The organism is Sphingomonas sp. PP-CE-3G-477, assembly GCF_003050745.1.
Lineage (GTDB): Bacteria > Pseudomonadota > Alphaproteobacteria > Sphingomonadales > Sphingomonadaceae > Sphingomonas.
The window spans coordinates 111166-130174 of sequence record NZ_QAOF01000004.1 but is presented as its reverse complement, the minus strand read 5'-3'; the positions used below and the strand labels follow the sequence as shown (position 1 = coordinate 130174).

17 protein-coding genes and 1 tRNA gene are annotated in these 19009 nt (G+C 66.4%); 7 read left to right on the top strand and 11 right to left on the bottom strand.

Annotated elements, in window-relative coordinates; all coding sequences use genetic code 11:
• Positions 1–59: 59 nt before the first annotated feature.
• The 4 genes from egtD to C8J45_RS09985 form a co-directional block, all read right to left on the bottom strand.
• Positions 60–1037 carry an L-histidine N(alpha)-methyltransferase gene (gene egtD, locus C8J45_RS10000; RefSeq protein WP_107963095.1) on the bottom strand — a complete coding sequence of 326 codons (978 nt, stop codon included), beginning with the start codon at positions 1035–1037 and terminating at the stop codon, positions 60–62.
• Complete coding sequence (gene egtB, locus C8J45_RS09995) at positions 1037–2305, bottom strand: ergothioneine biosynthesis protein EgtB (RefSeq protein WP_107963094.1); 1269 nt, start codon at positions 2303–2305, stop codon at positions 1037–1039. The genes egtD and egtB overlap by 1 nt, the downstream gene beginning before the upstream one ends.
• A gap of 48 nt (positions 2306–2353) precedes the next feature.
• Entirely contained in the window at positions 2354–2938 is a 585-nt protein-coding gene (locus tag C8J45_RS09990) for a cob(I)yrinic acid a,c-diamide adenosyltransferase (protein WP_107963093.1), read from the bottom strand.
• Positions 2939–3096: 158 nt separating this feature from the next.
• On the bottom strand, positions 3097–3327 hold the full coding sequence (locus tag C8J45_RS09985; protein WP_107963092.1) for a twin transmembrane helix small protein: 231 nt from the start codon (positions 3325–3327) through the stop codon (positions 3097–3099).
• Positions 3328–3410: 83 nt separating this feature from the next.
• On the opposite strand from C8J45_RS09985, the gene C8J45_RS09980 reads away from it, so the two are divergent.
• Entirely contained in the window at positions 3411–3761 is a 351-nt protein-coding gene (locus tag C8J45_RS09980) for a DUF3147 family protein (protein WP_107963091.1), read from the top strand.
• Positions 3762–4059: 298 nt separating this feature from the next.
• On the opposite strand, the gene gluQRS is transcribed toward C8J45_RS09980, so the two are convergent.
• Complete coding sequence (gene gluQRS / locus C8J45_RS09975) at positions 4060–4905, bottom strand: tRNA glutamyl-Q(34) synthetase GluQRS (protein ID WP_107963090.1); 846 nt, start codon at positions 4903–4905, stop codon at positions 4060–4062.
• An 89-nt stretch (positions 4906–4994) separates the two neighbouring features.
• Between gluQRS and C8J45_RS09970 the strand changes: the two genes are divergently transcribed.
• The 3 genes from C8J45_RS09970 (at position 4995) to ppc (ending at position 8742) form a co-directional block, all read left to right on the top strand.
• Complete coding sequence (locus C8J45_RS09970; protein ID WP_056052248.1) at positions 4995–5561, top strand: HNH endonuclease; 567 nt, start codon at positions 4995–4997, stop codon at positions 5559–5561.
• 25 nt (positions 5562–5586) lie between these two features.
• Positions 5587–5961, top strand: coding sequence for an EF-hand domain-containing protein (locus tag C8J45_RS09965; protein WP_107963089.1), 375 nt, complete (start codon positions 5587–5589; stop codon positions 5959–5961).
• A 105-nt stretch (positions 5962–6066) separates the two neighbouring features.
• A complete protein-coding gene (gene ppc / locus C8J45_RS09960) occupies positions 6067–8742 on the top strand; it encodes a phosphoenolpyruvate carboxylase (protein ID WP_107963088.1) in 2676 nt (891 codons plus the stop codon).
• Positions 8743–8854: 112 nt separating this feature from the next.
• Here the strand turns inward: ppc and C8J45_RS09955 are convergent, their stop codons facing one another.
• Together C8J45_RS09955 and C8J45_RS09950 are read right to left on the bottom strand one after the other, a co-directional pair.
• On the bottom strand, positions 8855–9247 hold the full coding sequence (locus C8J45_RS09955; protein WP_181321185.1) for a thioesterase family protein: 393 nt from the start codon (positions 9245–9247) through the stop codon (positions 8855–8857).
• Positions 9244–11298 carry a S9 family peptidase gene (locus tag C8J45_RS09950; RefSeq protein ID WP_107963086.1) on the bottom strand — a complete coding sequence of 685 codons (2055 nt, stop codon included), beginning with the start codon at positions 11296–11298 and terminating at the stop codon, positions 9244–9246. Before C8J45_RS09950 ends, C8J45_RS09955 begins: the two co-directional genes overlap by 4 nt.
• Before the next feature lie 502 nt (positions 11299–11800).
• Here C8J45_RS09950 and C8J45_RS09945 point away from each other — a divergent pair.
• Positions 11801–13609, top strand: a complete 1809-nt coding sequence (locus tag C8J45_RS09945; protein ID WP_107963085.1) for an aminopeptidase P family protein — start codon at positions 11801–11803, stop codon at positions 13607–13609.
• Here the strand turns inward: C8J45_RS09945 and C8J45_RS19230 are convergent.
• Entirely contained in the window at positions 13602–13739 is a 138-nt protein-coding gene (locus C8J45_RS19230; RefSeq protein ID WP_181321184.1) for a hypothetical protein, read from the bottom strand. The two genes, C8J45_RS09945 and C8J45_RS19230, sit on opposite strands and share 8 nt — an antisense overlap.
• 89 nt (positions 13740–13828) lie before the next feature.
• Between C8J45_RS19230 and C8J45_RS09940 the strand changes: the two genes are divergently transcribed.
• Positions 13829–13903 (top strand) — tRNA-Thr (locus C8J45_RS09940).
• 66 nt (positions 13904–13969) lie between these two features.
• On the opposite strand, the gene C8J45_RS09935 is transcribed toward C8J45_RS09940, so the two are convergent.
• The 3 genes from C8J45_RS09935 to C8J45_RS09925 form a co-directional block, all read right to left on the bottom strand.
• Entirely contained in the window at positions 13970–14713 is a 744-nt protein-coding gene (locus C8J45_RS09935; protein ID WP_107963289.1) for a class I SAM-dependent methyltransferase, read from the bottom strand.
• A 67-nt stretch (positions 14714–14780) separates the two neighbouring features.
• The gene (locus tag C8J45_RS09930) at positions 14781–15053 is read right to left on the bottom strand and encodes a DUF1488 family protein (protein WP_107963084.1); all 273 of its coding nucleotides are present in this window, start codon (positions 15051–15053) and stop codon (positions 14781–14783) included.
• Positions 15054–15132: 79 nt separating this feature from the next.
• Positions 15133–18339, bottom strand: a complete 3207-nt coding sequence (locus C8J45_RS09925; RefSeq protein ID WP_107963083.1) for an autotransporter outer membrane beta-barrel domain-containing protein — start codon at positions 18337–18339, stop codon at positions 15133–15135.
• A 136-nt stretch (positions 18340–18475) separates the two neighbouring features.
• Between C8J45_RS09925 and C8J45_RS09920 the strand changes: the two genes are divergently transcribed.
• Positions 18476–18967 carry a hypothetical protein gene (locus C8J45_RS09920; RefSeq protein ID WP_107963082.1) on the top strand — a complete coding sequence of 164 codons (492 nt, stop codon included), beginning with the start codon at positions 18476–18478 and terminating at the stop codon, positions 18965–18967.
• The last annotated feature ends 42 nt before the right edge of the window (positions 18968–19009 follow it).

The window sequence follows — 19009 nt, the reverse complement described above, 5'->3', positions numbered from 1 at the left end:
CACTTAATATGTCCACCGACTTCCGCAGGCCTCAGCCCGAAGTTTTAGCCCACTCTAAGTCAGGGTGCCGGCCGCTCCACCTGAGCCTCTGCCAGATACACGCCGAAGAGACCCTCGGGATCGGTCCACGCCGCCACCGGCGTCCACCCGCCCGACCGCAGCAGGATCCGCGCATCCCGCGCGCCATACTTATGCGAATTTTCGGTGTGTATCGTCTCGCCCGCAGTCATTTCGAACGACCGCCCATCGACGGTAAACGCGACGTCGCGCACCGCCTCCAGATGCATTTCAATCCGCGCGCGATCGTCGTTCCACACGGCTTTGTGCCGGAACGCGTCGACCGGAATATCGCCGTCCAGCTCGCGATTGATCCGCTCGAGCAGGTTCAGGTTGAACGCCGCCGTCACGCCCTGCGCATCGTCATACGCCGGCACCAGCACGTCCTCGCTTTTGATCCGGTCCATCCCGATCAACAGCATCGCCCCCACGCCGAGCGACGTGCGCATAGCCCGCAGCAGGTCGACCGCCATCAGTGGGATCATGTTGCCGATCGTCGACCCCGGAAAGAAGCCGAGCTTCGGCGTATCCGCGATCGTCTTCGGCAGGCTCAACGGCCGCATGAAGTCCGCCTCGAACGGCAGGACCAGCAGGTCCGGAAACTGCTCGCCCAGCACCTTCGACGACTCGCGCAGGAAATCGCCCGAAATATCGATCGGCACATAGACCGACGGCGCCACGGCATCGAGCAGGACCGGAGTCTTGGTCGACGATCCCGACCCGAACTCGACGACCGCACGGCCCTCGCCTGCAAGCGTCGCGACTTCCGGGCACGCGGTCTCAAGGATCGAGCGCTCGGTCCGAGTCGGATAATATTCGGGCAGATCGGTGATCTTCTCGAACAACTCCGAGCCGCGCCGGTCATAGAACCACCGCGCCGGGATCGCCCGCGGCCGCCGCGCGAGGCCGTCCAGCACGTCCGCACGGAATTGCGGATCGGCGAGCGTCTGCTGGCCGTCCTCGATCTCAGGCTTCAACATCAGATATCTTTCGCGAGACGCACGCCGGTGAACTGCCACCGTTGATGCGGATAAAAGAAATTGCGGTAGCTCGGCCGGGCATGGCCACGCGGCGTGGCACAACTGCCACCGCGCAGGATGAACTGCGAACTCATGAACTTGCCGTTGTATTCGCCGACGGCGCCGGCCGCGGTCACGAAACCGGGATAAGGGCGGTACGCGCTGCCGGTCCATTCCCAGACATCGCCGAAAAACGCCGGGCCATTTGCCGCAGGCCGAGGCTCGACCGGCCCTGCCACGTCCATCTGGTTGCCGCCGCGCGCATCATGCGACGCCGCGGCCGCTTCCCATTCGAACTCGGTCGGCAGTCGTGCACCAGCCCAGCTCGCATACGCATCCGCCTCGAAGAAGCTCACATGCGTCACCGGCGCCGCCGGATCGATCGCGCGTCGGCCGTCGAGACCGAACCGCGTCCAGCCCGCCTCGCCCTGCTCCCAATACAGCGGCGCGACGATGCCCTCGGCCTTCACCCACGCCCAGCCATCCGCCAGCCAATGCCGCGCTTCGGTATAGCCGCCATCCGCAATGAACGCCGCCCACTCGCCGTTCGTCACGGTCCGGTCGGCGATCGCATGCGGCACGAGCAGGGCAGCGTGCCGCGGTCCCTCGCAATCGAACGCGAACCCGTCGCCGTCATGCCCGACCTCGACGATCCCGCTCTCGCGCGCAATCCAGCCGATCGGCCCCGGCATCGCGACCGGCACTTTCCGCGGCGCCGGCCACATCGCGGGCTCCAGCGGGTTTTCGGAAAACATGTGGAGGATATCCGTCACCAGCAATTCCTGGTGCTGCTCCTCGTGATGACACCCGAGCGCAACCAACGCCTGCGCATCCGCCGACAACCCCGGCAGCGCATCGAGCAGCGCCGCATCGACATGCGCGCGGTACGCCCGCACCTCGTCGAGCGACGGCCGCGTCACCATCCCGCGCCGATCGCGCGCATGGCGCTGCCCCTCGGCCTCGTAATAGCTGTTGAACAGGAACGGAAACCGCTCGTCGTGCAGCGCATAACCATCGACATGATCGCGCAATACGAAGGTCTCGAAAAACCACGTCGTATGCGCCAGATGCCACTTGGTCGGCGACGCGTCGTCCATCGACTGCACCGTCGCATCGGCATCCGACAGCGGCGCGGCCAGCGCCAGCGACAACGCGCGTACAGCCGAGAAGCGCTCGCTAAAATCCGACGAGTGAGCGGGGGTGAGTTCGGGACGAATAGGCTGAGGCATCGGTTATCCTTCAATGCGTCGCCGAGTACGGCAACGCGCGAACGCCGATCACGCCTGCGCGCGCGTAGCCCCCGGTCGCCATAGAACGTCGCCGGCGCCGTTTTGGTTCACCGCCCGCGACGCCACGAACAGGAAATCGGATAGCCGGTTAACATACGCTAATGCCGCCGGATTCAGCGGCATATCGTGCGTCGCCGCGACCGCGGATCGCTCCGCGCGCCGCGAAATCGCCCGCGCCAGATGCAGCGCGGCGGCCTGCGGCGATCCGCCCGGCAGGATGAAGCTCCGCAACGGCGCAAGGTGCGCGTTCATCGCATCGATCTCACGCTCCAGCCGCTCGACCTGCGCCGGCACGATCCGCAGCACCATCTCCGACGGTGCAAATCCGTCGTCGGTTGCAGGCGTCGCAAGGTCGGCACCAAGATCGAAAAGGTCGTTCTGAATCCGCTCCAGCGCGGTGGCGAGCGGATCGTCGCCAAGCGCCACCACCGCCAAGCCGATCGCGGAGTTCGCTTCGTCGACATCGCCGATCGCCTGCATAAGCGCGCTCGCCTTCGACACGCGCGACCCGTCTACCAGCCCCGTCGTGCCGTCGTCACCCGTTCGCGTGTAGATCTTGTTGAGCTTGACCATTTTTATCCACCAACACTAGGCCTCGTCGTCCTGACGAAAGTCAGGAACCAGAGCCCGGAGCGCGTCGCTAATTACTCTTGATCCTGACTTTCGTCAGAATGACGGACGCACATCGACTACGGAAGTGGCCGAACCCCGTGAGTGGGGCAGTCCCTTTCCTAGTTCCGTCCCGCCGCGAACAGGATCACGACGACGATCAGGATCGCAAGCGCCTGGAAGAAGATCCGCTGCTGCATCATCCGATTCGATTTCAGCGACGCCGCGCTCGGGCCATTGCGGTCGCGGACCTGCGCCGTCCCCTCCTGCAGGAACGACACGACGCCCCGCACCAGGGCCACGACGGTCGCGATCATCGCCGCGATCAGGAGGATGACGAGGAATGTGTTCATGAAAGGAATGTAAGCGCACCGGATGCTGCTAGCAATGGCCGTAGCAGTGTTGCGGAACCCTTCGTGATGCGTGCAAATGCTGCATGTTATACTTGACGTTGAAAGCCCTGATTTCCGGCATTCTTATCGCCGCCGCGTCGGAGATCGCCAAGCGCTATCCCGGCTTCGGCGCGCTCGTGGCGTCGCTGCCGCTGGTGTCGGTGCTCGGCATGATCTGGCTCTGGCGCGACAAGCCCGACCCGCGGACGATGGCCGCGCACGCCGGCGCGACCTTCTGGTACGTGCTGCCGTCGCTGCCGATGTTCCTGCTGATCCCGGCGATGCTGCGACATGGTGCGCCGTTCTGGGTGTCGCTGGTGGCAGGGTGCGTGCTGACGATCGCGCTGTATGTCGCGATGACGTGGGCCGCGCCAAGGCTAGGGATCGAGCTTTAGGGCACCTACTCCGAGCAAGAGCACCACCCCGGCGAAGGCCGGGACCCAATTGGGAAGGCCGAGGTACTAAGCGATAAGCCTCATTATCACCGTCCCCCAATTGGGCCCCGGCCTCCGCCGGGGTGGTGGTACTGAGAGGACACCGCGCTTCCACCATGTTTCCCCGCGAAGGCGGGGACCCAGTCTGGACTCCCGCCTTCGCGGGAGAACAAGGAATTGCAGGCTACGCTGCGTTGGCGACCGCACCGTGTTCGAAGGATATTGGCACCAATCCGGTCATGCGTTCACCCGGCCTCCGCTAGCCGATCGCGATCACCCCACTCCGCACCCGAGCCGCCAACACCACCCCATCCTCCCCCGCCGCCCGCATCTCCGCCAGCGCCACCGCCCCATCCCGCTTCGCCAACCGCCGCCCCGCCGCATCCACCACCAGCGGATGATGATGATAGCGCGGCACCGCCAACCCCAGCAAAGTCTGCAACACCCGGTGCACATCCGTCGCCGCAAACAGGTCCACCCCGCGCACCACGTCCGTCACCCCCTGCGCCGCATCATCCAGAGTCACCGCCAGATGATAGCTTGCCGGCGCATCCTTCCGCGCCAGCACGACATCTCCCTGCGCCAGCGGATCGGCGACAACCGTCCCGGCAATCGCATCATGCCACGCAAGCACGCCGGTAATCGCCACAGCCTTCGCCATGTCGAGCCGCCAGCAATGCGCCACATCCCCCCGCGCAGCAACCTCCTCCGCGCTCAGACCGCGACAAATCCCCGGATAGACCGGCCCGACATCCCCCTGCGGCGCCGACGCGCTCGCCGCGATCTCCGCCCGCGTACAGAAACAGGGGTAAGCCAGCCCGCGCGCCTTCAAAGCCTCCAGCGCAACATCATACGTAGCCAACCGCTCCGACTGAAACACCAGCGAGTCCCAACGAAGTCCAAGCCACGCCAGATCCTCCAAAATCCCCGCAACGAATTCAGGCCGACTCCGCGTCCCATCGATGTCCTCGATCCGCAGCAGGAACCGCCCGCCCCGCTCCCGCGCGAAATCATGCGCCCTGATCGCCGACACCGCATGGCCCAGATGCAACCGCCCCGTCGGGCTCGGCGCGAACCGCGTTACGACCGGTCCGTCGCTCAGCATGCTTGACCGACCGCCACGCGGCGTGCTGTCATGGCGGTGTCATCGCTGTCGTCCATAGGGCGCTCTGCGAAGCCTGAGTGGGAGGAGCCGTGTTTCACCCCGATCTGATGCGTCATCCGGATGGTTGTCCGGCGCTCGTGCTGAATGCCGACTACACGCCGCTTTCCTACTATCCGCTCAGCGTCTGGCCGTGGCAAACCGCGGTCAAGGCGGTGTTCCTCGACCGTGTCGACATCGTCGCCACCTATGAACGCGAAGTCCGCAGCGCCAATTTCGCGCTGAAACTGCCCTCGGTGATCGCGCTCAAGCAGTTCGTCCGACCGTCGCAATTTCCCGCCTTCACCCGCTTCAACCTGTTCCTGCGCGACAAGTTCACCTGCCAATATTGCGGCAAGCTGCGCGATCTCACCTTCGACCATGTCGTCCCCCGCGCGCAAGGCGGTCGTACCACGTGGGAGAACGTCGTCACCGCCTGCTCGCCCTGCAACCTCAAAAAGGGCGGGCGCACGCCGAAACAGGCGGCGATGCCGCTGCATATCGAGGCGATCCGCCCGACCAACTGGCACCTCCAGGAACACGGCCGCAGCTTCCCCCCCAACTACCTGCACGACACGTGGCACGACTGGCTCTATTGGGACATCGAACTCGAGGCCTGACGGCATCGATACGACGGGAGATTCTATGCGAGTGAAACTGGTAGCGGCGCTCGCCGCGACGGGAATTCTGGTGTCCGCGTGCGGCAACAAGGACGAGCAGCGCGCACAGGCCGACGCCAACGCGGTCGGCTTCGTGCCGCCCTCGGTGACGTCGCGGCTCGATTTCGGGGCCAGCATGGAGCGCCGCTTCCGCACGCTCGACCGCAACGGCGACGATCGGGTCACCAAGGACGAACTCCCCTCGCCCAACACGCGCATCAAGGCGTTCGACCGCAACAAGGACGGCGTCATCACCGCGATCGAGTGGAGCGAAGGCACGCTCGCCTGGTTCGACCGGATGGACCTGAACCACGACGGCACGGTGACGTCGGAAGAGCGCGCGGAGTCGCGCAAACGCTGATTTGTGCAACAATCTGTCGTCCAAGGCGCTAAACAAGCGACTATTTAAGCGTGTCGCGCGGTGTTCGTTGTTGACCTGATCCCTGCCGCAGCGCAGCAGGGAATCATGGCAAGCCTCCCCGCAATCGCGAACAATTCCGACATCCGGTTCCTCGGCAAACTGCTCGGCGACGTCATTCGCGCCTATGGCGGCGAACGCCTGTTCGCGGCCACCGAGACCATTCGGAAAGCGTCGGTCGAGCGCCACCGCGACGCCTCCGAAGGCAAGCCCGGCGACGATCGCGCGGTCGATCTCAGCCTCGAAAAGCTCAGCCTCGACGAGACTCTCGACTTCGTCCGCGGCTTCATGCTGTTCTCGATGCTCGCCAACCTCGCCGAGGACCGCCAGGGCATCGCCGCGGAAGACGGCGCCGATCTCGCCTCCGCGATCGCGCAGCTCGAATCCGAAGGCATCGACCGAGCCCAAATCCGCACGTTGCTCGACCACGCACTGATCGCCCCCGTCCTCACCGCGCATCCGACCGAAGTGCGGCGCAAAAGCATGATCGACCACCGCAACCGCATCGCCGAGCTGATGGCGTTGCGCGATCTCGGCCGCGACACCACGCCGGACGGCGACAGCGTCGACGACGCGATCCTCCGCCAGATCGCTTTGCTCTGGCAAACGCGCGTCCTGCGCCGCGACCGCCTCTACGTCACCGACGAGGTCGACACCGCGCTCAGCTACCTCCGCGACGTGTTCCTCCCCGCGCTTCCCGCACTCTACCAGCGCTGGGACCGCGCCCTCGGCGAACGCACGCCCAGTTTCCTGCGTCCCGGCAGCTGGATCGGCGGCGACCGCGACGGCAACCCCTATGTCACCGCGGACTCGCTCAAGACCGCACTGGCGAAGGCGAGCGAAGCCGTACTCGGCTACTACTGCGACGCAGTGCACGCACTCGGCGCCGAACTCTCGATCTCGACCGAGCACGCCCCCGCCGAGGCCGCGGTGCAGGCGCTCGCCGACGCCAGCGGCGACGATGCCGCCAGCCGCAGCGACGAGCCCTATCGCCGCGCGCTCTCCGGCATCTACGCCCGCCTGTCCGCGACGCACGACTTGCTCACCGGCAAGCACGCGCCCCGCCCCGGCCGCCTCGTCGGCGAACCCTATGCGAACCCTGCCGACTTCCGTGCCGACCTCGTCACGCTCGCGCACGGCCTCGGCATCGCGCTGAGGACCGGCGGCGCGCTCGGCCGGCTGATCCGCGCGGTCGAGACGTTCGGCTTCCATCTCGCAACGCTCGACCTCCGCCAGAACAGCGCCGTCCACGAACGCGTGGTCGCCGAACTGCTCAAGGTCGCTGGCGTAGAAGACGATTACCTCGCGCTCGACGAAGACGCCCGCGTCGCGCTGCTCCGCCGCGAACTCGCCAACGCCCGCCCGCTCACCTCACGCTTCGCCGAATATTCGGAGGAAACCGCCGGCGAACTCGCGATCGTCCAGGCCGCCGCCGACGCGCACGCCGCGTACGGCCCGGCGTGCATCACCAACTACATCGTCTCGATGGCGCAATCGGTCAGCGACCTGCTCGAGGTGAACCTCCTGCTGAAGGAAGTCGGCCTCTACCGCCCCGGCGACACGCCGACGGCAGCGATCATGGCCGTCCCGCTGTTCGAGACGATCGGCGATCTCGAAGCCGCCCCCGCCGTCATGACCGCGTGGTTCGCGCTCCCCGAAATCGCAACGATCTCCAAGGCACGCGGCCATCAGGAAGTGATGATCGGCTATTCGGACAGCAACAAGGACGGCGGGTATCTCACCTCCACCTGGCAACTCTCGAAAGCCTCGACCGCACTAAAGCCCGTCTTCGCGGCGGCCGGCGTCGGCATGCAGCTGTTCCACGGCCGCGGCGGCGCGGTCGGGCGCGGCGGCGGCTCGGCGTTCCGCGCGATCCGCGCGCAGCCCTCGGGCACCGTCCAGGGCCGCATCCGCATCACCGAGCAAGGTGAAGTCATTGCCGCCAAATACGGCACGCGCGACGCGGCGATGACCAATCTCGAGGCGATCGCCTCGGCTACGCTGCTCGCCAGCCTCGAACCCGAACGCCTGTCGAACGCCGACAACGCGAGCTTCTCCGCCGCAATGGACACGCTCAGCGACACCGCGTTCCACAGCTACCGCGACTTGGTTTATGGCACGGAAGGCTTCCGCACCTTCTTTCGCCAGATGACGCCGATCGCGGAGATCGCCGGCCTCAAGATCGGCAGCCGTCCTGCCAGCCGCACCAAGTCCGACCGCATCGAAGACCTCCGCGCGATTCCCTGGGTGTTCAGCTGGGCGCAGGCGCGCGTCATGCTGCCCGGCTGGTACGGGGTCGGCCGCGCGATCGCCGATTTCGAGGACAAGGCGCTGCTGAAGGACATGGCGCAAGGCTGGCCGCTATTTGCCTCCGCGCTGGCGAACCTGGAGATGGTGCTCGCCAAGTCCGACATCGGCATCGCCGAACGCTATGCCGGGCTCGTCGAGGACGACAAGCTCCGCGAGATCTTCACCACGATCCGCGACGGCTGGCACCAGACCCACGACGGGCTTCTGCAAGTCACCGGCCAGTCGCGCCTCCTCGAAAAGCACCCCGCGCTGGACGCCTCGATCCGCCTCCGCCTCCCCTACATCGAGCCGCTCAACCTCCTCCAGATCGAACTGATCAAACGCCGCCGAGCAGGTGAGGAAGACCCCCGCATCGGCGAAGGCATCCTCCTCTCCATCAACGCAATCGCCACCGCCCTGCGAAACAGCGGCTAATCTGCTCCCCTCCCGCTTGCGGGAGGGGTCGGGGGAGGGGCGTGCCCCAAAGACCGGACGCCAGTACGTACGTCGCGCCCTCCCCTAACCCCTCCCGCAAGCGGGAGGGGGATTACGAGTAAAACGGCGCAGCGACATCCTCGCGCACTCGCATCAACCGCCCGGTCCTACGATCCAGCAAAGCCCAGGTCGTAACCGCCTCAAGCTTCACCCGCCCATCATCCCCCAAAAACCGAACATGCCGATCAAACCGAGCCCCCTTAGGCGCCCCCTCGACCCAAGTCTCCCCGACAACGGTCTCCCCCGCGACGACACTCCCGCGGTAATCGATCTCATGCCGCGTCACGACCCACACATAGGCCCGCTTATGCTCAGCCGGCGCGACAGCCTCCCAATGCGCGGTCGCGATGGCCTGGATCCACTGCACCCAGACCGCATTGTTCACATGCCCAAGCTCGTCGATATCCGCGTCCTGCGCCGTGATCGAGAGCGTGAACCGGCTCACCCCGCGACGCCCAGCTGCCACAGCACGAACGCGTGTTCCTCCGCACCCTCACGCAACGATTCGAACCGCCCCGACTTGCCGCCATGCCCCGCACCCATGTTGGTCTTGAGCAACAACACATTGTCGTCGGTCTTCATCAGCCGCAGCTTGGCCGCCCACTTCGCCGGCTCCCAATAGGTCACGCGCGGATCGTTGAGCCCCCCGCTGATGAACATCGGCGGATAAGCCTGCGCCTTGACGTTGTCGTACGGCGAATACGACTGGATCAGCTTGAACGCCGCCTCGTCCTCGATCGGATTGCCCCACTCCGGCCACTCGCCCGGCGTCAGCGGCAGGCTCTCGTCGAGCATCGTGTTGAGCACGTCGACGAACGGCACGTCCGCGATCACCGCACCCCAGAGTTCGGGATCGGAATTGACCACCGCCCCCATCAGCTCGCCGCCAGCAGACCGCCCCGCGATCGCGATCTTCCCCGCCGACGTCCACTGCGCGTCGACCAGCGCCTTCGCGACATCGACGAAATCGTTGAACGTGTTCGCGCGCTTCTCCAGCTTGCCATCGAGATACCATTGCTGGCCAAGATCGTCGCCGCCACGGATATGCGCGATCGCGTAGGCAAACCCGCGATCGAGCAGGCTCATCCGCCCCGTCGAGAAGCCCGGCGGGATAGCATAGCCGTACGCGCCATACGCATACAGGAACAAAGGCGCCGACCCATCGCGCACGAACCCGGCCGGATACACGATCGAGACCGGAATCTCGGTCCCGTCCCGAGCGGTGATCTTGAGCCGCTCGGTCGCATATTTCGCGGCGTCGTAGCCGCTCGGAATTTCCTGCACCTTGAGCATCGTCCGCTCGCCGGTATCGACGTCATAGTCGTACACCGTCCCCGGCGTGACCATCGACTCATACCCAAGCCGCAACACCGTCATGTCGTATTCGGGATTGTCCCCCAGCCCGGCGACATAGCTCGCCTCGGGGAAGTCGATCCGCTTGCCCTCGGTCGGCGTCTCGTACCGGTGGATCGCGATCTGATCCAAGCCATCCTCGCGCCCATCGACGACGAAGAAGTCCTGATAGCACTCCACGCCGGTCATATAGAACGTCGGGCTCGCCGGAATCAGCTCGCTCCACGCATCCGGCTCCTCGACCAGCGCGGTGCACAGCCGGAAATTCGGATCGACGTCGTTGGTATGGATGAACAGCGTCCCGTCATGCTCGTCCACATCATATTCGCGGCCCACCTTCCGCGCGGAGACGAGGATCGGCACCGCCAAAGGCTCGTGCGCAGGCAGCAGATACAGCTCGCTCGTCACATGATCGCTCGTCGCAATCACGATCCACTTGCGCGAACTCGTCTCGCCGACCCCGACGCGGAACCCCTCGTCCTCCTCGTGGAACAGCACGACGTCCTCGGAGATCGGCGTCCCCAACCGGTGGAACCGCGCGTTGTCGGTCCGCCACTGCTCGTTCGCCAGCCCGTAAAGAAAACCGGCATCGTCCGCCGTCCAGACGATCTCGCTCAGCATGCCCGGAATGACATCGGGCAGATGCTCGCCGGTATCCAGATCCTTGACCCGAACCTCGAACCGCTCGCTCCCATTGTCGTCGATCGCATAGGCGAGATAGCGCCCGTCATTGCTGATCGAGAACGCCCCAAGCCGGAAATACTCGTGCCCCTCCGCCAGTGCCGGCTCGTCGAGCAACAGCTCGTCGTCACCACCCGCAACGGGCTTGCGCCACCATTTCTTGTACTGCCCACCGGTCTCGTACGCGGTCCAGTAGAGCCAATCGCCGTCCTTCTGCGGCACCGAGGATTCATCCTCCTTTATCCGTGCCTTCATCTCTTCGTAGATCGAATCGACCAGCGCTGCGTGCGGCGCCATCTGTGCTTCGAAATACACATTCTCGGCGGCGAGATACGCGAGCACGTCGGCGTCATCGACCTCCGGATAGTTCGGATCCTTCAGCCACGCGTACGGATCCTCGATCGTCACGCCATGCGTGGTGAAGCTGTGCGGGCGCTGTTCGGCGATGGGGGGCGTGGTCATGCAGCGGTGTTAGCGGGGCGGAGGGTGGAAGCCAAACGCTGCGGCGTTGCAAGCGTGACGGCTGACCCAACCAACACCACCCCGGCGAAGGCCGGGGCCCAATTGGAAAGGTCGCAGTAACTGCGCGCAATCCCTCGTTACCGTCGTCCCCCAATTGGGCCCCGGCCTCCGCCGGGGTGGTACAAAACTTCGGTGACGCCCCTACCCTGTTTCCCCGCGAAGGCGGGGACCCAGACTGGGCTCCCGCCTTCGCGGGAGAACAAGGGGGCCGTAAATGTGGTTCGTCAGCCCTGCGAGAAAGCCACCCGACGAAGCTCCCCCGCCCGCACCCGCTGTCCTACTCATCTGCTTTCTGTCACAACGCCCGGCATCGACCGCGACCGCCGATCCGCACCCATATCCATGCCGTCGCACGCGTCCGCAACGCCCGCCGGATGCAAGTATTGAAACCTCGCCAGCATCTGCACTTTCTATACTTCACTCTTGACGAGAGACCGAACCGATGACCCCGACCGCCCGCATAGCCGACCGCCTCGCCGCTCTCCGCGCCCAGCTAACTGCCGATACTCTCGACGGTTTCGTCATCCCGCTCACCGACGAGCACATGAGCGAATATGTCGGCGGCTACGCGCAGCGCCTCGCCTGGCTCACCGGCTTCGGCGGCTCGGCCGGCACCGCGGTCGTCCTCGCCGACCGCGCCGCGATCTTCACCGACGGTCGCTACACGATCCAGGTCCGCGAACAGGTCGACGGCGCGCAGTGGGACTATGCCGACGTCCCCCAGACCAGCCCCGCCGCCTGGCTCGCCAAGCACGCCCCCGAAGGCGGCCGCATCGGCTACGACCCGTGGCTCCACACCGGCACCTGGGTCGCGGAAGCCACCACGGGCCTCGCCGACCGCAGCGCGACGCTGGTAGCGGTCGACACCAACCCCATCGATGCGATCTGGACCGACCGCCCCGCCCCCTCCCCCGCCAAGCTGACCGTCCAGCCCGACCAGTTCACCGGCGCCTCCTCCGCCAAAAAGCGCGCCAAGATCGCCGACTGGCTCTCCGAACAGAACGCCGACGCGGTCGTCCTCACCGCACTCGATTCGATCGCCTGGACGCTCAACATCCGCGGCGGCGACGTCGACCACACCCCCGTAGCGCTATCCTATGCGATCGTCGGCGCGGACGGCACGACCGACCTGTTCGTCGCCCCCGACAAGCTCGACGACGCAGTCCGTCAGCATCTCGGCAACGCGGTCCGCCTCCACGACCGCAGCGCGTTCGCCGCAGCCCTCGCGACCTATGCCGGCAAGCGCGTCGCCGCCGACCCCGAACGCGCGGTCGCCGCGATCACGCAAGCACTCCATGCCGGCGGCGCCAAGATCCTCCCCCTGCGCGATCCCGTCGTTCTCGCAAAAGCCATCAAGAACCCGGTCGAGATAAGCGGCCACCGTGCCGCCTCTGCCCGCGATGGCGCAGCACTCGCGCGCTTCCTCCGCTGGGTCGAAACCGAATGCGTGAAGGGCGGCCAGACCGAACTCAGCGCCGCCGCCAAACTGCTCGCCTTCCGCGAACAGACCGGCGTCCTCAGGGACACCTCGTTCGACACGATCTCCGCGACCGGTCCCCACGGCGCGATCCCGCACTACCACGTCACCGAGGAATCGAGCGCGCCGATCGAACCCGGCCAGCTCTACCTTATCGATTCCGGCGGCCAGTATGCGGACGGCACCACCGACGTGACGCGCGTGATGCCGATCGGCGAACCCACCGAAGAGATGCGCGACCGCTTCACCCGCGTCCTGAAGGGCCATATCGGCATCGCCACGGCGGTCTTCCCCGACGGCACCATGGGGGGCCAGATCGACGCCTTCGCGCGCCGTCCGCTGTGGGAAGCCGGCCTCGACTTCGCGCACGGCACCGGCCACGGCATCGGCGCCTATCTGGCCGTCCACGAGGGCCCACAGCGGATTGCCTCGCCCAATTATCCCGGCGGCGCAGCAATGGAGCCCCTGCGCGCCGGCATGATGCTGTCGAACGAGCCCGGCTACTACAAGGCGGGCGAATACGGCATCCGCATCGAGAACCTGATCCTGATCGAGCCGCGTTCCATCCCCGGTGCCGACCGCGCAATGCTCGGCTTCGAGACGCTCACCTTCTGCCCGATCGAACGCACGCTGATCGAGCCGACACTGCTGACGGCAGGCGAGCGCCAATGGGTCGACGACTATCACGCACAAGTGCTGGCGGTCCTCACCCCCGAAATGACCGACGCGGAGGATCGCGCCTGGCTCACCGCCAAGTGCGCACCCCTCAGCTAGAAGGCTCGTCCTTCACCGCAGGCGCAGCCCCGACGGCACGCGCCTGCGCCTTCCGCCGCCGCAGGTTCTCGCGCAGCGCAGCCGCCATTCGCTCGGCCTTCTCCGCCGCCTTCCGATCCCGATCGTCCATAAATACGCCCTATATCGGGCCGCGATGCCTTGACAACCGCGCCGCCCTCGTCTCTTAGCCCCACTCCGCCGGCAGCGATGCCAGCGAGTGCTGCCGTAGCTCAGTGGTAGAGCGCATCCTTGGTAAGGCTGAGGTCGTGAGTTCAATCCTCACCGGCAGCACCAGTATTCCCCGGCTGGTCGACGATCCGAAGCGACGTCGACCAGCGCGGACCACCCAAACAGCGCCGCTTACGGCTTCCTGAACTTGTAGACGAACTGGTCGGTCTTGCCGCGGATCTCCGGGTCGAACACCGCCTTGCTGTGGTCGTCCGCCGGATTGCGCAGCACGGTCGATTCGCCGACGAACTTGAAGCCCGCCGCCTGGACCTGCGCCTTCACCGCCGCCGGATCGATCCGGTGACGCGTCTCGGTGCCGCTCATGCCCGTCCCAGCGGCATCGGCGTGATCGATGACGATATACGTGCCGCCGCGCTTGAGCATCCGGAACACCGCGCCGTCGAACGCACGCAACGCCGGTTCGCCCGCGCCCTTGTTGGGGATGTCGTGGTAGTTCTGCGCGGTCCAGACCAGGTCGACCGGCACCGGCGAGGTCGGTAGGTTGGTCGTCTGTACCTCCGCGGTGACGTTGGCGAGGCCACGCGCCTGCAACGCCGGTAGCGACTTCTCGGCGTACTTGGCCCCGGATGCGGGCCATACCGCATAAACGCGCCCCTTGGGACCGACCACACCCGAGAAGATCCGCGTCCAATACCCGGCACCCGGAAGGTAATCGACGACAACGTTACCGGACCGGACCCCCGAGAAAGCCAGCACCTCGGCCGCCTTGCGCCGCGCGTCGTCGCCCTGTTGGTCCGTCCGTGCAGGGTCGGCCAGCGCCTTGGCGATGGCCGGGCTGGCCTTCTGCGCGCCTGCGGGCACTGCACCACCGGCAATTGCCACTGCCATCGTTGCGCCCATCCAGATCGATTTCATCATCCGTCTCCCACCGGTCCGGACGATAGTGCCGGATTCGGTGGGGAGGATCGTCCCGAAGACGGCGCTAGTCCAGATCGTTCTCGCTGATCACGACGATCTCCTGATCCGGATCCCGCGCGAGGGCCACGACACCGAGGTCGGCGATCTCGTCGGCATGCTGTCGAAAGATAGCCACCGCATCGCCCTCGGGCGATACCGTGCTGAGCGCTTCGAGCACATCATATTGCACCGCGAACTGATAGCGCTCTTCGCTCACCTCGGCCTCGAACTCGACCTGGCGCAGGTCGCTGTTATCCTCGAGAGTCTTGGTATCGATGTTCAGACGGTCGTCGGCCATATGTTCACTCCTCGCTTATGCGCGGACAACAGTCCGGAGGCGGAATCGAGCCATCCCCGCCCCCCGAAAAGCTGTCGCTTCAGAGCCCGATCTGCAGGCTCGCGCGCAGCGACAGCGCGACGCGGCCCTGCTGCTGCTCGGCGTTGAACTCGCCGCCCATGCGGAAGATGCCGTTGCCACCGACGCCGCGCAGCTTGCCGACCCAGCCGCTGGTGCGCTTGTCGGGAGTCAGCGTGAACGACTGGCCGCCCTCGAACGATGCGGTGGTCGCGCCGAGCCCACCACCAACGAGCTGCCGGCGCCCGCCCTCCGCTTCGACGCGGAACCAGCCGTCCTGGTACTCGGGACCACCAAAGTTCAGCCCCAGCGCGCCGCTGCCCGTAACCGCCAGCTCGTCGCTCGTGCGTGACCTGACGACGAGGTCGATCGCCTTGCCGCCGCCGGTCTCGCCATAGCCGTCTTCCTTCAACTTGTAGTAATCGATCGCGAGCACCGGGCGAAAGATCAGCATGCCCTTGCCTGCTTCATACGACAGCCCGCCGGATGCGGCGTAGAGCGTACCGTCCCACTCGCCCTTCGCGGTCCGGGCAACCGCCTCGCTGCCGATAGCACCGGTGAACTGCCGGATACCGTCGAACTTCACCTTCGCCCCCGACGCCCGCGCGTTGGCCTGCAGCCTGCCCCAACGCCCGCGCCAGTATCCGGCCAGCTCATACTGGTCCGAATTCACTTCATTGTCCGTGCCGTCGTCCGCGTCCTGTCCGTGGAGATAGGCGATCGAGGTGCCGAAATTGCCGACGCCGGTCTTGTACTCCGCGCCTGCCGAAACGCCCCAGCCGCTGATGTCGTAGCCTGCGGTATCCGCGACGCTCTTCGATGTCCCCCACGCGACCTGCGTCACCCAATAGCCCCATTTGCCCTCGTCCTTGAACGGGCCGTGCGGGTCGGCGAGCACGCGGGCCGTCGCGCGCGAGCCCATCGTGACCGCCTCGAACGTGCCGCCGGCATGGTCGGGCAACATCTGGCGGACCGAACCGCGGAACGCGTCGCCGTCGGTGATATTGAGAAACGCGCCGCCGATCTTGGCGTCGCTGCCGAGCGCCTTGTAGATCGCATCATACGCCGATGCCTGGGAACGGTTGAGCCCGAGTTCGGTCGACGATTTGCGCGCCACGTCGACCGCGAGGTCGTTGCCCGTGCCGGTCGCGATGCTGCCCTTGTAGAGGAACGGGAGCAACGTCGTGGTCGCGGTGAGGTTTGCAGCGCCCGTCAGCGTGCCGGCGCGCAGGACGGTGTAGCGGCCCTCCGCATCGACGACGCTGGTGAGCCGCAGCGCGAGCTTCGAATCCTTGTCGAACGATGCGGTGCCGGCAACCTGGATCATCGTGCCGGTGCCGCCGGTCTTGTCGAGCGTCACCGCCAGCACGCCGCCCCCGGTCACCGCAAGCGAGGCGATCGACGCGGCCCGGGTGATGTCCAGCGTGCCGCCGCTGACTGCGACCGCGAGCCCTTGCGCATTGGCGAGCGTGCCGGAGAAGCGCGACGTGCCGCCGAGCGTCAGCGTGTCGGCACCGCCACCGAAGTCCGCCGCGCCGCTGAACACCGAAGTCCCCGCAAGCGTGAGCGCGTCGTTGCCCGCACCGAACACCGCGCCGCCGGTGAAATTGGCGTCGCCCGATAGCGCGAGGCGGTTGTTGCCGGTGCCGAATCGCGCGGTACCGGCGACCGTACCGTCCGCGACGTCGAACACGTCGTTGCCGCTGCCGAAGCGCACGTCGCCGACGATCGCTGGCGCCGCGATGCCGGTCGCGACTGCGGTCTGGCGAACGATCGTGCCAGTGGTGTTCGCCGAAAGGTCGATCGCGACGTTGCGCTCGGACGTCGCAAGCGCGCCCGACGCGCCGATCCCGCCGCTGTTCTCGACCAATGTGACGGTGCCCGACCGATCAAGGATGGCGATCGCGGTGCCGTCGGCGGCCTGCGCGGTCGCCTTGATCGTACCGCTGTTGCGGATCGTGGCGACGGATGCGCCGGTGTCGACCAGGACCGCCGTCGAACGCGATGCGGTTGTGCCGCCGCCTGCCGCGGAGATCGTGCCGGCATTACGGATCTCGGGCGTGGAGGCACCCACGCCAATCTTCAACGCGGTCGCACTCGCGCCGTTCGCGGTTGCCGCCACGGTGCCGTTGATGCCGATCCCGCCCGCGATCGTCACCGTGCCGCCAAGGCCACCGATCGCCAGGCCGTTGCCCTCGACCCCACCATAGACACCGCTGCCGGCGATGCCGCCATCGACGATCAGGCCGTAGCCGGTCCCCGTTCCCGCCACCGCACCGATCGCGATGGCGCGCGTGCCCGATCCGATCTGCACCGCTGGCGCCGCGCCGTAGGAGGTGATCGCGGCCGAGCCTTCGGTAGCGTCGGGAAGACCGTCCTTGTCCTCGTCGGCATCGGTCGTGCTCGCGTCCTTGGGCGGGACCGCGAAGATGATTCCGCCCGCCACGTTGCCCGCGACGACCAGCGCGGATCCGCCCTGCAACAGGTCTTCGGGGTCGAGCTTGGTCGTATCGGCCGGCGCCGTCGCATAGCGATAGCCGGTCGAGCCAAGCGCGCCCTGCACCACCAGCGCACCCGCGATGTCGCCATCGACGCGTGCGGCGACCGCGCCCTGCCCGATCGCCGCGATCGTGCCCGCGAGCCGGACGTTGCCGGTGACGTCGGCGATCCGCACGCCGGTCGATCCGTTGCCGGTGACCGTGGTCTGGCCGTCGTGCGTGAAGGCGCCGGTCAGCGGTCCGCCGAGCCAGATGCCGGCGGAGTTGTTGCCCTTCACGGTGATCGCGCCGCTGTTGACGATCGCGCCGGTATACGCGCCCGCGGTGCGGATGCCGGTGCGTCCGGTGCCCGCCGCGAACGGACCGTCGAGGTCGCCGTCCTTGTCCGTGTCGGTCGCGACATAGCTTTCGTCGATGATGATCTTGCCGGCCGCCGCGTTGGTGATCCCGCCGCCAGTGCCTGCATTGGCGAGGATGCCGGTCGATCCGTCGGCGTTGGTGACCTGGATTGTGCCTTCGTTGGTGACCGAATTGACGCTGTCGACAGTGACCGCCGTGCCGGTGGCCGGCGTCACCGAACCGGCGGCGGCGATGCGGATATTGTCGGGCGCGCCGGCTTTGATCGTCGAGGTCCGCACCGCGTCGGTCCGCTTGGTGTCGATCACGGTCTGCGCCTGGGCGCCCGTCGTTACCGCGAACAGGCAGGTGGTGGTCAGCAGGAGACGACGCATACGGAACCCTTTTCGATGTGTTTTCGAGAAGAGGACGGAGACGCGGCTCGCGAACCTTGAAGCGCGCTTTATTATCGTGCGGCACAATGGCGGAGGCGGCGCGTTGTGCGGCGGATATCTTCAGGGAAATGCCAGCATGATCACCACCATCGCCGAACTCGACCGCATCCGCGACGACAGCAAGCGCCTCGTCACGACGCGCTCGGTGATGTCGGCGGGCGCGGCGGTCGTGCCGATCCCCGGCGCGGACATCGTCGCGGATATCGGCCTGCTAACCAAGCTGCTGCCCGAGATCAGCAAGCGCTTCGGGCTCGATCACGAGCAGGTGAAGACGATGGAGCCACAGCTCGCGCAGCAGGCGCTCGTGATGGCGTCGAGTCTGGGCAACACGATGATCGGCCGCATGGTGACCAAGCGCATCGTCGCCGCCCTCCTCCGCCGCGTCGGCGCCCGGGTAGCGGTAGGATCGATGGCAAAGTTCATCCCGTTCGCCGGCTCGGCCGTGGCGGCAACGATCAGCTTCGGCGCGATGAAACTTGTCGGTAATTCACACGTGGACGACTGCTACAAAACCGCCCTCGCGTTGCTGCCGGCCGATCAGCGAGCACTGGTGAACGCGAAGGGGTGAGTTGTCGCTTGCTAGCTCCCCTCCCTGAAAGGGAGGGGAGAG

Excerpts from the sequence above, each read along its gene's own strand:
- egtD (WP_107963095.1), bottom strand. The coding sequence starts at position 1,037 with ATGTTGAAGCCTGAGATCGAGGACGGCCAGCAGACGCTCGCCGATCCG.
- egtB (WP_107963094.1), bottom strand. The coding sequence starts at position 2,305 with ATGCCTCAGCCTATTCGTCCCGAACTCACCCCCGCTCACTCGTCGGAT.
- C8J45_RS09990 (WP_107963093.1), bottom strand. The coding sequence starts at position 2,938 with ATGGTCAAGCTCAACAAGATCTACACGCGAACGGGTGACGACGGCACG.
- C8J45_RS09985 (WP_107963092.1), bottom strand. The coding sequence starts at position 3,327 with ATGAACACATTCCTCGTCATCCTCCTGATCGCGGCGATGATCGCGACC.
- C8J45_RS09980 (WP_107963091.1), top strand. The coding sequence starts at position 3,411 with ATGTTATACTTGACGTTGAAAGCCCTGATTTCCGGCATTCTTATCGCC.
- gluQRS (WP_107963090.1), bottom strand. The coding sequence starts at position 4,905 with ATGCTGAGCGACGGACCGGTCGTAACGCGGTTCGCGCCGAGCCCGACG.
- C8J45_RS09965 (WP_107963089.1), top strand. The coding sequence starts at position 5,587 with ATGCGAGTGAAACTGGTAGCGGCGCTCGCCGCGACGGGAATTCTGGTG.
- ppc (WP_107963088.1), top strand. The coding sequence starts at position 6,067 with ATGGCAAGCCTCCCCGCAATCGCGAACAATTCCGACATCCGGTTCCTC.
- C8J45_RS09950 (WP_107963086.1), bottom strand. The coding sequence starts at position 11,298 with ATGACCACGCCCCCCATCGCCGAACAGCGCCCGCACAGCTTCACCACG.
- C8J45_RS09945 (WP_107963085.1), top strand. The coding sequence starts at position 11,801 with ATGACCCCGACCGCCCGCATAGCCGACCGCCTCGCCGCTCTCCGCGCC.
- C8J45_RS19230 (WP_181321184.1), bottom strand. The coding sequence starts at position 13,739 with ATGGACGATCGGGATCGGAAGGCGGCGGAGAAGGCCGAGCGAATGGCG.
- C8J45_RS09935 (WP_107963289.1), bottom strand. The coding sequence starts at position 14,713 with ATGAAATCGATCTGGATGGGCGCAACGATGGCAGTGGCAATTGCCGGT.
- C8J45_RS09930 (WP_107963084.1), bottom strand. The coding sequence starts at position 15,053 with ATGGCCGACGACCGTCTGAACATCGATACCAAGACTCTCGAGGATAAC.
- C8J45_RS09925 (WP_107963083.1), bottom strand. The coding sequence starts at position 18,339 with ATGCGTCGTCTCCTGCTGACCACCACCTGCCTGTTCGCGGTAACGACG.
- C8J45_RS09920 (WP_107963082.1), top strand. The coding sequence starts at position 18,476 with ATGATCACCACCATCGCCGAACTCGACCGCATCCGCGACGACAGCAAG.